The 13,554-nt window shown below is 64.8% G+C and carries 18 protein-coding genes; 2 read left to right on the forward strand and 16 right to left on the reverse strand.

All coding sequences use genetic code 11. The annotated features are described in order from the left end of the window. Positions 1–11 precede the first annotated feature (11 nt). The 12 genes from IWY39_RS11075 to IWY39_RS11125 all read right to left on the reverse strand — a co-directional run bounded on the left by IWY39_RS11075 (position 12) and on the right by IWY39_RS11125 (position 9,060). A complete protein-coding gene (locus tag IWY39_RS11075) occupies positions 12–1,823 on the reverse strand; it encodes a relaxase/mobilization nuclease domain-containing protein (RefSeq protein WP_196871480.1) in 1,812 nt (603 codons plus the stop codon). A 535-nt stretch (positions 1,824–2,358) separates the two neighbouring features. Continuing rightward, positions 2,359–3,447: an IS110 family transposase gene (locus tag IWY39_RS11080; protein ID WP_231377514.1), complete on the reverse strand. Its 1,089-nt coding sequence runs from the start codon at positions 3,445–3,447 to the stop codon at positions 2,359–2,361. Positions 3,448–3,598: 151 nt separating this feature from the next. Next, positions 3,599–4,294, reverse strand: coding sequence for a lytic transglycosylase domain-containing protein (locus IWY39_RS11085; protein WP_196871481.1), 696 nt, complete (start codon positions 4,292–4,294; stop codon positions 3,599–3,601). A 20-nt stretch (positions 4,295–4,314) separates the two neighbouring features. Beyond that, a complete protein-coding gene (locus tag IWY39_RS11090; RefSeq protein ID WP_196871482.1) occupies positions 4,315–4,860 on the reverse strand; it encodes a S26 family signal peptidase in 546 nt (181 codons plus the stop codon). Continuing rightward, the gene (locus IWY39_RS11095; protein ID WP_196871483.1) at positions 4,857–5,366 is read right to left on the reverse strand and encodes a DUF2840 domain-containing protein; all 510 of its coding nucleotides are present in this window, start codon (positions 5,364–5,366) and stop codon (positions 4,857–4,859) included. Before IWY39_RS11095 ends, IWY39_RS11090 begins: the two co-directional genes overlap by 4 nt. Beyond that, the gene (locus IWY39_RS11100) at positions 5,363–5,611 is read right to left on the reverse strand and encodes a ribbon-helix-helix protein (RefSeq protein ID WP_196871484.1); all 249 of its coding nucleotides are present in this window, start codon (positions 5,609–5,611) and stop codon (positions 5,363–5,365) included. The genes IWY39_RS11095 and IWY39_RS11100 overlap by 4 nt, the downstream gene beginning before the upstream one ends. Continuing rightward, positions 5,608–6,246, reverse strand: coding sequence for a ParA family partition ATPase (parA, locus tag IWY39_RS11105; RefSeq protein WP_196871485.1), 639 nt, complete (start codon positions 6,244–6,246; stop codon positions 5,608–5,610). Before parA ends, IWY39_RS11100 begins: the two co-directional genes overlap by 4 nt. A 259-nt stretch (positions 6,247–6,505) precedes the next feature. Then, positions 6,506–7,384 carry a replication initiator protein A gene (locus tag IWY39_RS11110; protein WP_196871486.1) on the reverse strand — a complete coding sequence of 293 codons (879 nt, stop codon included), beginning with the start codon at positions 7,382–7,384 and terminating at the stop codon, positions 6,506–6,508. 1 nt (position 7,385) lies between these two features. Beyond that, a complete protein-coding gene (locus IWY39_RS11115) occupies positions 7,386–7,655 on the reverse strand; it encodes a helix-turn-helix transcriptional regulator (protein WP_037480698.1) in 270 nt (89 codons plus the stop codon). Positions 7,656–7,883: 228 nt separating this feature from the next. Continuing rightward, positions 7,884–8,483: a DUF2285 domain-containing protein gene (locus IWY39_RS11120; protein WP_196871487.1), complete on the reverse strand. Its 600-nt coding sequence runs from the start codon at positions 8,481–8,483 to the stop codon at positions 7,884–7,886. Continuing rightward, the gene (locus tag IWY39_RS24595) at positions 8,443–8,616 is read right to left on the reverse strand and encodes a transcriptional regulator domain-containing protein (RefSeq protein WP_443019982.1); all 174 of its coding nucleotides are present in this window, start codon (positions 8,614–8,616) and stop codon (positions 8,443–8,445) included. The genes IWY39_RS11120 and IWY39_RS24595 overlap by 41 nt, the downstream gene beginning before the upstream one ends. Before the next feature lie 147 nt (positions 8,617–8,763). Continuing rightward, positions 8,764–9,060 carry a DUF736 domain-containing protein gene (locus IWY39_RS11125; protein ID WP_196871488.1) on the reverse strand — a complete coding sequence of 99 codons (297 nt, stop codon included), beginning with the start codon at positions 9,058–9,060 and terminating at the stop codon, positions 8,764–8,766. 436 nt (positions 9,061–9,496) lie between these two features. On the opposite strand from IWY39_RS11125, the gene IWY39_RS11130 reads away from it, so the two are divergent. After that, positions 9,497–9,922: a DUF5990 family protein gene (locus IWY39_RS11130; RefSeq protein WP_196871489.1), complete on the forward strand. Its 426-nt coding sequence runs from the start codon at positions 9,497–9,499 to the stop codon at positions 9,920–9,922. Between the two features lie 186 nt (positions 9,923–10,108). Here the strand turns inward: IWY39_RS11130 and IWY39_RS11135 are convergent, their stop codons facing one another. Continuing rightward, the gene (locus tag IWY39_RS11135) at positions 10,109–10,465 is read right to left on the reverse strand and encodes a hypothetical protein (protein ID WP_196871490.1); all 357 of its coding nucleotides are present in this window, start codon (positions 10,463–10,465) and stop codon (positions 10,109–10,111) included. A 111-nt stretch (positions 10,466–10,576) separates the two neighbouring features. On the opposite strand from IWY39_RS11135, the gene IWY39_RS11140 reads away from it, so the two are divergent. Next, positions 10,577–11,754, forward strand: a protein-coding gene (locus IWY39_RS11140) for an IS3 family transposase (protein ID WP_196871491.1) whose coding sequence is annotated in 2 segments (ribosomal slippage) — positions 10,577–10,841 and positions 10,841–11,754 — 1,179 coding nt in all. Because the reading frame shifts where the segments join, the coding sequence is not laid out codon by codon here. 193 nt (positions 11,755–11,947) lie between these two features. Here IWY39_RS11140 and IWY39_RS11145 read toward each other — a convergent pair. The 3 genes from IWY39_RS11145 to IWY39_RS11155 are packed head-to-tail and all read right to left on the reverse strand — an operon-like array spanning position 11,948 to position 13,367. Continuing rightward, positions 11,948–12,595: a glutathione S-transferase family protein gene (locus IWY39_RS11145; RefSeq protein WP_196871492.1), complete on the reverse strand. Its 648-nt coding sequence runs from the start codon at positions 12,593–12,595 to the stop codon at positions 11,948–11,950. Further along, positions 12,592–13,032, reverse strand: a complete 441-nt coding sequence (locus IWY39_RS11150) for an SRPBCC family protein (RefSeq protein WP_196871493.1) — start codon at positions 13,030–13,032, stop codon at positions 12,592–12,594. Before IWY39_RS11150 ends, IWY39_RS11145 begins: the two co-directional genes overlap by 4 nt. Next, entirely contained in the window at positions 13,029–13,367 is a 339-nt protein-coding gene (locus IWY39_RS11155) for an ArsR/SmtB family transcription factor (protein WP_196871494.1), read from the reverse strand. Before IWY39_RS11155 ends, IWY39_RS11150 begins: the two co-directional genes overlap by 4 nt. Between the last annotated feature and the right edge of the window lie 187 nt (positions 13,368–13,554).

Raw genomic sequence — 13,554 nt, forward strand, 5'->3', positions numbered from 1 at the left:
CGTGGTGAATCTCACAGGCCAAGCCCGCGACTGCGACCCGGCGACCAGTCGATCCGCCCGCCGGGGTTCATGGTGCCCAGCACCTGGCTCCCAAGCTGGCGGTCAAGCGCCGGACGCCAGGGCACGAGCTGGAACCCAAGGCCGTCGTCGATCATCGCGAAGCGGCCCGACGCCAGGGTGACGCGCTCGCGATATTGGCCGCTCACGATCTCGCCGGGTGAGGAAGGCTGGTGGGCAAGCCCGGTCGCCTGCGCAATCCGCGTGGCGGCATCCTGCAACTCGGACGCGCGAAGGCTGGCGATCATGCCCAAAGGCAGGATCACCTGTCCGCCGCGGTGGGTCGCCACGCCAAGCGCGACCAGCTTCTCGCGCCGGGCGTCGAGGGCATCGCGGACCTCACGACCAAAGCCATTAGCCATGGACAGGGGTTCGTCGCCCACAAGCTGCCGGTCGATCCAGGTCGCACCCAGCGCATCAACCTGGGCGTGGAGCGGCATGTCGGAGCGGGTGGCGAGCGACATGCGGGCGCGCCCGTCGCGACCCGTCCAGCTGCGCAGCTCGACGATGGCGCCGATCGGCGTATCGCCGGTCATTTCGAGATCCTCGAACCGCAGATGATGGGTGCGCCCGTCTACCCCTTCGACGATCGCAAAGGCCGTGCCGGTCAGTTCGTCGTCAAGGCCGCGTGCGGAGAGTCTGCCGATGACGGGCTCTATAGGCGCGCCATCGTGCAGGGTGAAGGTCGCAAGGTCGGGGCGGCGTCCGCTTGTCTGCATTGCCCGGTGCATCGTCTTTATAATGTCCGTGCGCATGCCGAGTTCGCGCAGGCTCTCCTCAAGATCGGGTCGTAACGTCCACATCGCTGGCGCAACGGGTTCGGCCAGAGCCATCCGTTCGAGCCTGGCCGCGCGTCCCAAAAGGAGCTGGCTGTCGGGGGCACCATATCCCCACGCCCGACCCGGCACCGGAACCAGGCCCGGATGATGGCCCTGGCTCGGTTCGTAACCGGCGTGCCCAGGCCGCAGATCGACGATCCCCATATTGCGGGCAGCCAGCCGCTGTAGATGCTGGTCGAGCGACGTCCAGCGCTCGGCATCGACCTCGCGGGCAAGCGTCCGGGCAATCTCCTGGCTGGTGCGCGGCCCCAGTTCCAGCGTCGCCCGCGCCTCGGCACGAGCGCGCATGCCTTCGCTGATATAGTCGCGATCGATGACGAGGTCGTTGCCGTCATCGGCCCGCCCGCGCAGCAGGATATGGACATGGGGATTGTCGGTGTTCCAGTGATCGACGCCGATCCAGTCGAGCGCGGTGTCGAGATCACGCGCCATGTCGGCCATGAGGTCGCGGGCGAAGCCGCGCAGGTCCTCCATGTCGGCACCATCCCCGGGTGAGACGATGAAGCGGAAATGATGGCGATCGTCCTCGCAGCGTCGCGCGAAATGCGTCGCGTCCACGCCATCGGTACGCTGGTCGAACAGCCGGGCATCCTGACCGTCGCGCGTCACGCCGTCGCGGCTCAGATAGTCGATATGCCGAGCGAGCGGCGCAGCGCGAAAACGTGTGCCCTTGTGGCGCACGATCCGGGCCTTGATGACGACCTTGCGCCCGTCGGCACGGAATCGAGCCGATGCCGCCGCGAGCCTGCCCCGACCGATCGTGCCGGTGCCGCCGGAACGGCGGGCTCTGGACAAACGCATATGCCCGGCCTTGGCAGCCGCGCGCCGCACCTGGGTGGTCAGCGATACGGCGCGTCGCCCCTGGCCGGCGCCGCGATCGCGTGTCCGGCCGGGGCGGACGTCGAAGTCCTGCTCGTCCCGGCTCATGGCGCAGGATTCCCGCCCCAAATGGTGGCTGCCAGCGCCCGATACATTGAAAACAGGGCAGAAATCGCCCCAAGCGCCGTCGCAACAGGCTCAGTGACGTCGGTTAAAACGCTCCAAAACCAACCACATACGCCCAAGCCGACGGCGGGCCTTTTATCTCGCCCTCCTATTTGGGCCAGTGTTTTTCGTAGGTCTCGCCATCGTCGTTCCTCCTTCATCAAAGTAAAATGCAAGGTCTGCCGCACCTGTGTGTGAACTCCTGCAAAGCATTCGAGGTCAGGTACGCCGCGCACTCCTCCGGGCTCATCGACGGTGTGTGGGAACTGCTCGCAAGCAGCGTTCGAACCGTCGCGGCACATGTCGCTATCGGATTTACGGGGCAGCATCACAGGCATTCGAGCGTGGTCCAGCAATGCTGGCCACAGGCGAGATATCGTGCTTCCCGTTTTCCTGGTCTGTACCATTCCTCTGCCGCTTACGCGGACCTCCTTAAGCGCTGTGGGCCGTCACCATGACGATGCCCGTGGGTTCCCCGTCATGATCTGGCAGCGGCGAGGCGCTGCACCTTGGCTGCATTGCGGGCGGCGATCTCCTGTTCGGCCGTATCGGGATCGCCGACGTAGAAAGTGCCGTCGCGCCACATGGCATGCATGGTGACGGCGAGCTTGCGGGCGACCGCGACGCGCGCCTTGGCATGGCATTTGGTCTTCGCCAGATGCAGGCCCCAGCTCTTGATCGTGTCGCGTCCCTTGAACCGGGTGAGCATGGCCGATGCCGCTTCGTAGAGTGTCCGGCGGACATCGGGATCGCCTGCCTTGCTGATCCGCCCTTTCACGTCGATCGACGTGCCCGACTGCCATCGCTTTGATGTGAGGCCGAAGTAGGCGGCAACATCGCGTGAGCGGCGGAAGCGTGACGGATCGTCGATTGCGCTGCTGAAGCTGAGCGCGGTGACAGGTCCGACGCCGGGGATCGCCATGAAGCGTCGGCACAGCTCGTCACGCATCGCCAGCTGGACTGCGAGCTTGTTGAGTACGAGATACTCGGCCCACAGTGCCGCACGGGCACGCAGCATGCAGTCCATCAGTCCGGCGGTCATTGCGTCGCCAGCGACCGCCTCACGCACCGCCTTCTCCATGCCGCCCCGGCTGACCTTGCCCAGCCGTATGCCGAACACTTTGAGGGAATGTCGGATCGCATTTTCCAGATCGAGGAACTTGCGTTTGAGATTGCGGCGCTGAACCAGGAGCAGCCGGATCCGGTAGCAGCTCTCTGTCTTGATAAGTGCCTGGCGGAACCAGCCGGTACGCATGATGTGCGCGATGCCGAGGGCATCGGCGGCGTCGGTCTTGTTGCGCTGGGCGGAGAGGGCCGCGCGGACATGACGGGTTTCGAGGCACACAGCGGGGACGCCGATCTCCAGCAGTCCAGCGTGCAGCCAGGGCGAGAGCGATCCCGCTTCATGGCCAACCCTGCGTAGGCGACCGACATAGCGTTCAAGCGCCTTGCCGATCAGCGCTGGCTCCGTCGCCACCGCCGTTTCCAGCACCACTTTTCCATCGTCGCCAACCACGCAGATCGCGGTCTCCTCGATCGACACATCCAACCCGGCAAAGTACTCCATGGCGCGACTCCTTCGCTTCCGTTTCACCAACGGAAGGGTCGCGCCGATGTCACCTGCATCGCAAGGTTCACGTAGCTCAAGGACATGCATCTGGGTCATCCCGGCACCTGCCAAGTCTCGCCCAAATACAGCGGCAATCCCCAAAAACCCCTCATGGCCTTACTCCGGTTCGCGCAATGAAAAGCGAAGAGGCTGTGGTGGCGTCGCGCCGATGCCCTGCATCGTCGGTCCGATCCTGTGGCCCGGACGGCGCTGGGTGTGCACCCATCTCCGCCGGCACCGACCGTTGGGGAAAGAGCGCGGCTTGCGTCCAGCGAGGGCTCGGCGTTAGAAAAAGGGAGCCCGCTTCCCTCGGCGCACCAATGCCGATGCGCGGCAGCAGTCGCGCGAGATAGGCGCGCGTTTCAGCCGGTAGCGGCCTGCCCGAACGCAGATAGTCTTCGTAACGACCCGGCCCTGCATTATAGGCCGCGAGCATTCCTGCCATGCCGTAGCGATCATGCATCTCGCGCAGATAGGCTGCGCCCGCCATGATATTGTCGCGCGGGTCATAGGGATCAGAGCCCAAGCGATGGCGCGCGGCCAGCATGTCCCATGTCGCGGGCATGATCTGCATGAGGCCCATGGCGCCGGCGCGCGAGAGCGCGCGCGGATTGCCGCCACTCTCCTGGTCCATCACCGCCCGAATCCAGTGCGCCGGGATAGCAAATTGCTGCGCCGCTTCTGCAACGGGCACGGCATAGGGCTGGGCCGTCGAAGCCGCGTCATCTGATGCCGCGGTCTGCGCGATCGCTGCCGATCCGATGCACGTCTGTGGCACGATCATGATCGCGAGGATGACAGCCATACTGCCCTGAAGCCTCCCCTTCATGGCCTCCACCCATGCCAGACAAAGGGCGCGCCGCTGTCCGCGCGCGTCAGCATCGGCCGCACGGTGCCGATCAAGCCTTCCGCCGACAGCGGTCCGAAATAGCGTCCGTCGAAACTGTCCTCGACTGCCGCGTTGAGGAGCATGATCTCGCCCGACCCAAGCCTGCGACATCCCGCCCAGACGGGTAACGGACGGCCTGCCGTATCGTGGGCCCGCGCCCTGGCGACAGGCCTGCCATCGATTAAGATGGTCACACCCGAGCGGCAGACCGTCTGCCCTGCGGTGGCCGCGACATGTTTGATGAGCGGGACGCCGAGCGGAAGGGCGTGACGACGCGCCAGCCAATGGGCCAGACGCGCGTCGGGCATCACCAGCGCCAGATCGCCGACGATGGGCGAGGCACCTGGCGACACCGCATAGAGGCCGATCGGGGCGCTGGCCGTCGCGTTCCAGACCAGACGCGGCGCCGGGTCGATGCAGGCCAGCAATGCCGTCACCTGCGCCGCCACGATAGTGACGAAGACATAGCCCCGCCGGGTCATTGTTCGATATCCCGGCGCAGTTCGAACGCATGATGGCGCGCTGCTGTATAGCTGCGCGGATCCATGCCCGCAGCGACACGGCTATGCACATGACGCCAGTGGTCGGGCGCGGCCCGGGTGGGATCCACCCCTGCCGCTTCGACCATATCGATCGCGCCCAGCACCTTCTCGACCCGCGGCCAGCCTTCGATGCTGAGCAGGATTTCACCGCCGGGGCGGACGAACGGCAACGTCGTATAGGCTTCACCCGGCCATATCGTGCGCACGATGTCGATGCGCGATTTGACAGTACCATGATCGTTGGCGGCCCAGCGGATGAGCGCGAACAGCGCGTCGGGTGGAAAGTGCAGGACGCGCGTGCGGCGACTGACGATGCGTTCGCCGACAGGCAGGCCGAAGCGCAGCCAATGTTCGAGCCGGCCTTCGATCCAGATCAGTTCGATATGGGTGTGGCTGTCGGCGCTATGGCGCCCGTCGCGCTCGTCGCGGCAGGCATGGCGCGTCATGTCGGCTCCTTAACTGTGTCAGGAAAATGCGCGTCGATGAGCGCACGCATGAGGTCGGCGACGGTGGTGCCGCGCGTGACCGCAGCGAGTTTGAGGCGCTGGCGCATCGCAGGCGTCACATCGATCGTGAGCCGGGCGCTGAACGGGACGGCGGCGGCGGGTGCGTTGGGCGCCGGTCGGCGAATCCAGCGCTCGGCGGCACCTGGCCGGGTTGCGAAGCCCGCCTCTGTCGGCATCTTCTTCATCGGGCCAAAGTCCCGATTGCAGAAGTGAGGGCAGCAATCTCGCGCGCAGCGGGGCCGTCGGGGTCGCTTTCGAACACCAGACGCCCTTGCGCCATCACCTCGGCAAAAAGGATGCGCTGGGCAATGCCGGGTCCGAGCAAAGATGGCTGCTGGTCGACAAGCCCGGCTCGCGTGCTGCGAGCAATCCGCGTGCGAGGGTCGCAGCGGTTGAGAACGAAGCGGGCTTCGAGCGTGGGATGGAAGCTGCGGGCCTCGCGCACCAGCGCCACGATCTCGGCCGATGCCCATCCGTCGAGCGCCGATGGTTGCACCGGGATGAGCGCCAGGTCGGCGGCGATCAGCGCCGAGCGCATCAGCCCGGCAACGCGCGGGGGGCCATCGATGACGACATGATCCACGCTGGCAGCCTGCACCCGTGCCTCCAGGTGCAGCGTCTCGCGGGAAAGGCCGATGACGCCGAACAGACGGGGCAGCCCCGACTGGGCGCGCTGCTCCGACCAGTCCAGGGCCGAGCCTTGCGGATCGGCATCGATCAGGCAGACGCGTGCGCCCTCATGCGACCAATGTCCGGCAAGATGGAGGGCAAGCGTCGTTTTGCCGACGCCGCCCTTCTGGTTGAGCAGGGCGACGATCATGGCCTTCGCCTCGCTGCGCCTGTGGCGCGTGGCCTCGTCGCCGTCCTGCGCTGCGTCGCACGTAGCGATTTGCGCGTCGCATCCGCGCTCGCGGGCGCAGCCCAGGTTAGAAAGAATCCGTAGGATTTTCTATTAGCATTGTTAAGGAGCCAAAAAACCGCGCATTTCTGCGGGTTTTCGGGCAGAATGCGTTCCCGATAGGCCGAACTTTGCGTTCCCGATAGGCCGAGTTTCGGTGTTCCCGATAGGCCGAGTTTTTTCATCGCTTTTGCCCCCGGCCATGGCGCACCCGGCGCAGGGCCAGGTTGAAGGGATCGTCCGGCAGTGGACGAAAGTTCAGCATCTCCTTGTCGGCAATCGTCTGGAGCGCGAGCACATAGCCGGGCAGGGATTGCGCATGCACGATGCCGCGCAACTTGAAGAGGAAGCGCCGTCTTGGGATCAGCATGCCGGACTTGAGGTGGAGATGGCCCACCTCGAAACTCCAGCCATTGACCTGTCGGCCGCCATGCTTGCGGACCAGCCGATAGAGCCAGCGTTCCATGCCGCCGGTCAGCGCGAAATAGGCGCGGTCAATGGTGAGGATGAGCCCGGAATCGAGGACGCCCGCATAGAACCAATCGGGCAGGATCATCTCGATGCCGAGCGGGCGGCCGGTTTCGTCGAGCCGCTCCTTCCATTCGTTGATCCAGGAGAAGCGATGGTGGCGGCGCTGATGGGCTTGCCGGATCGAGGTCGCGACCGTGGTCGACTGTAACCGATCGAGCGCGGCCTTCAGCCGGTCATAATGGTCGCCGCCGGTGCCCCGACCGATGAAATGGAGCAGTTCATGCGGCTTGGTCGTCATCAGCCGGGAGGTCGGGCGTCCCCTATCGCGGGCCTCGACGATCTGGCTGGCGGCCCAGATGAGGATATCGGCGTCCCAGATCGTCGCCATGCCATGCTCATGGGTGGCTTCCACCGCGATCGCGACATCGCCCATTTTGAAATGGATGGGCGCGATGCGCTTGGACTTGGCGAGACTGAAAAAGGGCCAGGACATGAGGTCCTGCGCGTCGCGCGGCGCGATGTCGCCGCGGACCGCGCGAAACAGATCGAGTTGCCGGTCCTGAGTCCGGTCGGGCGAAGCGGACATCATGCTAGCGCCGCACCGGCGCGCCGGGGTCGATCCGCTTGGCGGGATGCACGGTGCCGCGTCCCGGATCGGAGGTCGAGCGGCGCGTGCCGATTTCGGCCCAGGCTTCGAGATCGACCAGCGCATAGACGATGCGTCCGCCGAGCTTCCGAAAGACGGGGCCGGTGCCAAAGCAGCGATGCTTTTCCAGCGTGCGGGGCGAAAGGCCCAGATGCAGCGCGGCGTCGGGGGTCCGCAAATAGCGCGGCGTGACGACTGCAAAGTCGCGTTCCATATCGGTCTCCAGCGTCGGGGCTGGCATGGCTGGCCAGCCCTGGGGTGTCGCTGGCGAGAATGGCGAACAGTGGAGGCCCGCGCGGAGTGGCAAAAGCGCGGGCGAAAATTGTCACCCCTTTGCTTGTGGTCCGGGCCTGTTTGTTGGGAACTCTCGCTGGGGCTGTCCGGGGGGCATGTCTTCGCGTGCCAGGTGGCGCAGCAGGCTTTGGGCGCGGGATGGGCAGGTTCAGCCCGCCTGGAGCAGGTCGCGATAGCCGCCATCGCGCAGGCGCAGGGCTTGGGTGAGCAGGCGATGGGTGCCGCGGCGCTCGCTCGAAGCCTTCCATAGCGCGGCCGACAGGTCCGGCATTGCCGGATAGGCCAGATAGGCCAACGCCCGCAGCGTGGCGCCCGCGTCATGCGCATCGAGCAGGCGGAGCATCAGGTCGAAGCGCGCGGCCTGGAAGGGTGACAGATCGCTTTGCGGCGTGCCCGATCCGCCTGTTCCCCCAAGCCAGAGGCGGGCATGCGCTGTGGCGCGCAGCCGACCGTCGAACAGGGGATCGTCCGGCAGATGGAAGGCCGTGCGGGGTTCACGCTGCAGACCGCGCCGGGGGCCGCGCAGCCACAGGCGGATCGTGCGTCCGCCTGCAAACAGGACGGCATGGGTGCCGTCGTCGGCTTGCCCAAGCTGCCGGAGGCCAGGCAGCGCATGCGGAGCCGGGAAATCAGGCCCCGGGTCGATGATCACGACGCAAGCGGCTACCGCCGGATCCCACAGCGCGGGATCATCGCGCGGTGAACGGTCAGGATCGATGGGGAAAGCGAAGGCCCCATGACCGGGCAAAGTCCTCCTTTGCTTGGGAAGGGGTGGTCGCATTGAGGGCGGCATGGCCGAGGCGATAGGCGGGCGCTCGTGACAGGAAGCGTTGCGCATAGTCGTTCCGGTCCTGCCCGCTTCTCGCTTCGACCTTGGCCATCCGCCCGGCTCCCTTCGCCAGGAAAGGCTGGCGGCTGGCGGGCCGGGCGGAAGACCTTGCTTGCGGACAAGCCTGTCCGCCAAGGGGGACAGGCTTGTCCGCAGGTGCCGATCGATCGGCACCCCGCGCGAGCGGGGTGCCGGGTCGTCAGCGCGACCAGATGAGCGTGTAGCTCTCGCCGTCATCGGCGGCGACCAGGCTTGCGTAGATCGGCGCCGGGAAGCTGGGATCGTCGAGCTTGCAGCTCATATAGTCTGTGCCTGCAGCCGAGGTCTTCGCCCAGGCGGCGCCGAATTCGACTGCGCCGGCGAAAAGGCGGAAGTCGGGTGCTTTGTCATTGTCCTTGGCGCTTGGGCGGATGCTGGTCTTGACGTTGAGGGTCAGCGACTTGATCGTGCCGGTGAAGCCGTCCGAGCTCTTGGTGAAGGTGCCGATGATTGCCATGATGTTCACTCCTGTCTTCGAGCCCGCGCCTATCGCGGCCTCGATGGGCATCACGGGACCGGGGCGACCGGCGGCGCACCTGCAAGGCCGCAGCGTAAGCGAAGGACCGGGCGGGCGCGGCTATTTTGCTTCGCGATGCAAAGTCGGCATGGCCGACGGCGGACAATAGCCGTGCCCGCCCGGTTGCGACCCAGCCGGTCGAGGCGCAGCTGTCCCCGGTCATATAGGGCCATCGAACGCAGGCCGTGTGGGTGGGGCGTTGACGGGAAAGGGCAGTGCGTGGCGATCTGCTCGCTGTTGCCGGATTGAAGGCGCTTCATCCGATGCCGTGAAAATCTGCGGTTCATTACCTGAAAATCACGCATGAGGGGGGATCGCCATGGCCAAGGCTAGCCTTGCAATTGAGCCCGGCCTCAACTGTCGTTATAAGAATATAATGGCCCGCCTGGATCAGACCGACGTCCGCATGCGGATCGTCATCGACCGGCCCGTGATCGGCGTGATGCACAGCCTGCAGGCCGGTAACGAGGCTGTCCTTGATCCCCGATATTCGCAAACCGGCGAACCGTTGGCTTTCGATTTTTCCGTTCGCATAGCCCCCGGGCCTAAATTCTTCGGCGAACAGGTCCGTCGCGAAGGCCCGGCCCGCCGCTTCGTTTATATTCGCATCGGGCAGTCGGCGGGTGACGCCGCATCGCCCTGGTCGCGGCGGATGAAGATCGACATCCACGACATAGACCCAGATTTGCTCGACCGGGCCGCGCGCGAGGGGCGCATTCTCGAAACAAGCGTGAACGGCACCGGCGCGGATGGCACACCTGCCTGCGCGACGTTGCGGCCGGTCGCACGGCGGCTGATCTGATCCTTTGGCAGGGCGCAGACCGCGCCAGTGCCGATCGTCGGACGGCTCGGCCAGGTTGATTTTGGGCATTACAGCTTTGGGCGGATGCGACTTTGCGTACATATGTATATCCGCACATGTGCCTTTCCGTATTGGCACAAAGGCAGAGCCGGGACGCCTGGCGCGCGTCCCGGCGAAAATGACCCCTCATCGCATCTGCGCGAAGGCCTGGGATGCCGCCTCGCCGCAAGCGAAGGTCCGGCAGCACAGCATGCCATGGGCATTGCCGTCGCCATCGACGATGAAGGTCCCTACGAACCAGTACCCATCCAGAAAGCCGGTGGCGACGATCTGGTCGAGTTCCAGATCCTCCTGCTGGGCGAGATAGGCGCCGACCCAGCGTTCGCTCGCCCGTGCATCCCAGCGAATATCTGTTTCTTCGGCCTCCAGGAACCTTGCGGCCAAAGCCTCGCCTGCTCCGCGCCCGAATTCCAGTTCGAGGCCGGACTTTAAGGCTGCCATCACGCGATCCGATGCCAGGGCAATGGGCTGAACCATGGTCATGAGAAAGTCTCCTTATGCTGTGCATCCCCAAAATCGAGGACCGGCAGGTGATCTGCCCCCCGCTGAGTGGCCCAGAGACTATGATAGTCTGGACCACGAAAGGGACGACAGATGCCAAGCAAGAAGCACAAGCCGGAAGAGATCATCGGCAAGTTGCGTGAAGTTGAGATTGTGCTGGCGCAGGGGGCCTCGACGGCCGAGGCATGCCGGCGGATCGCGGTCAGCGAGCAGACATATTATCGTTGGCGCAAGGAGTATGGCGGTTTGAAGACCGACCAAGCGCGGCGGCTGAAAGATCTGGAGAAGGAGAACCAGCGGCTTCGCCGTGCGATCTCGGACCTGACGCTGGATAAGCTGATCTTGCAGGAGGCTGCGAAGGGAAACTTCTGAGCCCCGCGCGGCGGCGGCGCTGCATCGATCAGGTACGACGAGATCTGCCCGTCCAGGTGTCCGAGCGACGGATATGCCGGGTGCTGGGGCAGCATCGATCGACACAGCGCAAGGTGCCGCGCGGGGCGGATGACGAACAGGCGTTGACCGAGGACATCATCGCCTTGGCGAAGCAATATGGTCGTTATGGCTACCGCCGGGTGACGGCACTGCTGTGCCATGCGGGATGGAAAGTGAACCATAAACGAGTTGAGCGTATCTGGCGGCTTGAGGGACTGAAGGTTCCGCCGCGCCAGCCCAAGCGGGGACGCCTGTGGCTCAACGATGGATCATGTATCCGCCTGCGGCCCGAGTATCCGGGGCATGTCTGGGCCTACGACTTCGTCGAGGGGCGTACGCATGACGGCCGCAAGTTCCGCATCCTGACCATCATCGACGAGGCCAGCAGGGAATGCCTGGCGCTCATCGTCGCACGGCAGCTCCGCCACGAAGACGTGCTGGCCGCCTTGGCCGACCTGTTCGTCACGCGTGGCCCGCCAGCGAATATCCGATCCGACAATGGCAGCGAATTTATCGCTAGCGCCGTCCAGAAATGGCTGGGGCAAGTCGGCGTGAAGACGCTCTACATCGCACCGGGATCACCATGGGAGAATGGCTATAACGAAAGCTTCAACGGCTCGCTTCGCGATGAACTGCTCAATGGCGAGATCTTCTACAGCCTCGCCGAGGCTAAGGTGCTGATCGAAGCTTGGCGGCGGCATTACAACACCGTCCGCCCTCATAGCAGCCTGGGCTACCGACCACCGGCACCGGAAACGGCGACACCGCCATATCCGGCCTCCGGTTCCGCTACGCTCCACCTCCACCCGGATATGGCGGCAGCGGCTTTAATCCACTAACAAACCAACCGGTCCACTCGGTGGGGGCAGATCACATCCCAGCGTGCCTGAATTGCTCGTCGCCACGGAAGACGGCCGAGCCCTCTATTCGACGCTGGGATGGGAAACGGTCTCGCCGTATTCCACAGCATCCATCGTCACGACGTGACAACGGCTTTGGGCTTGCCGTATTGCCGTTTTGGTGGCGCAAGCATTAAGCCACATCACCGGCAGCAAAGTGAGTCATCTGGTCGTCGTACGCCTTCAGGAAGGCCGGTCGCACCGTCATGCGCGCGAGATAAGCGTGGCAGGCCGGGTACGTCGCAAGGCCATCAAACTTATCCACCTGCCGCAACACGTCCGCCATCAGCAAGTCGGCAACGGTAAATCGATCGGCCACCAGCCACTCGCGGCCGGCCAACACCGCCTCCATCCGCTCGAGCCTGGCCTTCAGGAAGTCCTCTACGAACTTGGCCTCGGGCGATTCGCCAGGATAGCCCATGAAACGGAACAGCGCCCATGGCTGGCTCGGCAAGTCGACTGAGTTGAGTGCTGCGATGACCCACTCGATCACTTCGGCCCGGCCACGTGGATCGGTAGGCATCAGCGCCGGGCTCTTCTCAGCAAGATGCAGCAAGATCGCGCCGCTTTCGAAGATGGTGAGGTCTCCATCGGTCAGCCACGGAACCTGGCCGAAAGGCTGCGCGGCGAAATGCTCGGCGCGTCGGTCGCGAAACGGCGTGCTCTCCACCCGGTAAGGCAGCCCCGCCTCTTCCAGCGCCCAGCGCACGCGCAGGTCACGAACAAGGCCGCGCGGCGGCTCGGGAACCCAGTCATATGTGGTGAGGATCAGCTCGTTCATTGGGCAACTCCAAGGAAGACGGGAAGCTTATCGAGAAGTCCGTTCCAGCCGTGCTCATGGCTGGCGCGGGCCGCCTCGTCAGGCAGGCGCTCATGGGTGAGGGTGAGCTCGGTTCCGCCGTCGAACGGTTCCAGGCGGAAGGTCACCAGCGATTCCGGTTCTGGCGCTCCGGGCACGTCCCATGTGAAGACCAGCTTCTTCTCGGGCGCCACCTCGCGATAGACGCCGGTCGGATTGTGCTCGTCACCGTTCAGCAATCGGAACACCACACTGAACCGGCCGCCCGGACAAACGTCCGCCTCCACGCTGAGGGTTGGCCCTGCGTCGGGACCCCACCATTGCAGCATCAGGTCTGGCTGGGTGATCGCCGCCCAGACCTTGGCGGGCGGGGCCTTGATCCGGCGGACTAAGGTAAGGCTCGGCAAGCGGTCGGTCATGGCTCGCCATCCTGCTCAACGAGCGCAGTCAGCCGATCGAGGCTAACCGACCAGAAGCGTTCGTAGCGGTTGAGCCAAGCCATCGCCTCTTGCATCGGCGCCGGCGAGAGGGTCACCGCCACGGTCCGGCCGGTCTTGATCCGGGTAATCAGCCCTGCGTCTGACAGGACATCGAGGTGCTTGGTCATGCCGGGCAATTTCAGAGAAAACGACTCGGCGAGGGCGCTGACAGACAGGCCGGGTTCGTCGATCAGACGCTGCAGGACGCCGCGCCGAGTCGAGTCGGCCAGGGCCCAGAAGGTGCGATCCATGCTTGCGGAATAATGCTTCGCCATATAGCGAAGTATTATTCCGCGAGCTCACAATGTCAATCAGCGGTTACCTCTCTAGGGGTTGCGTACAGCTTGCCTCTGGCTGAGTTACTGGCGGGATGTGGAAATCACTCAGCTCCGCGGCCGGCACTGCCCAAGGTGTCCAAGTTCGGACTGAGGCGCTGGAGTGGAGGGATGCCTCTGGCGCATC

The organism is Sphingobium sp. JAI105, from assembly GCF_015752145.1.
Lineage (GTDB): Bacteria > Pseudomonadota > Alphaproteobacteria > Sphingomonadales > Sphingomonadaceae > Sphingobium > Sphingobium xenophagum.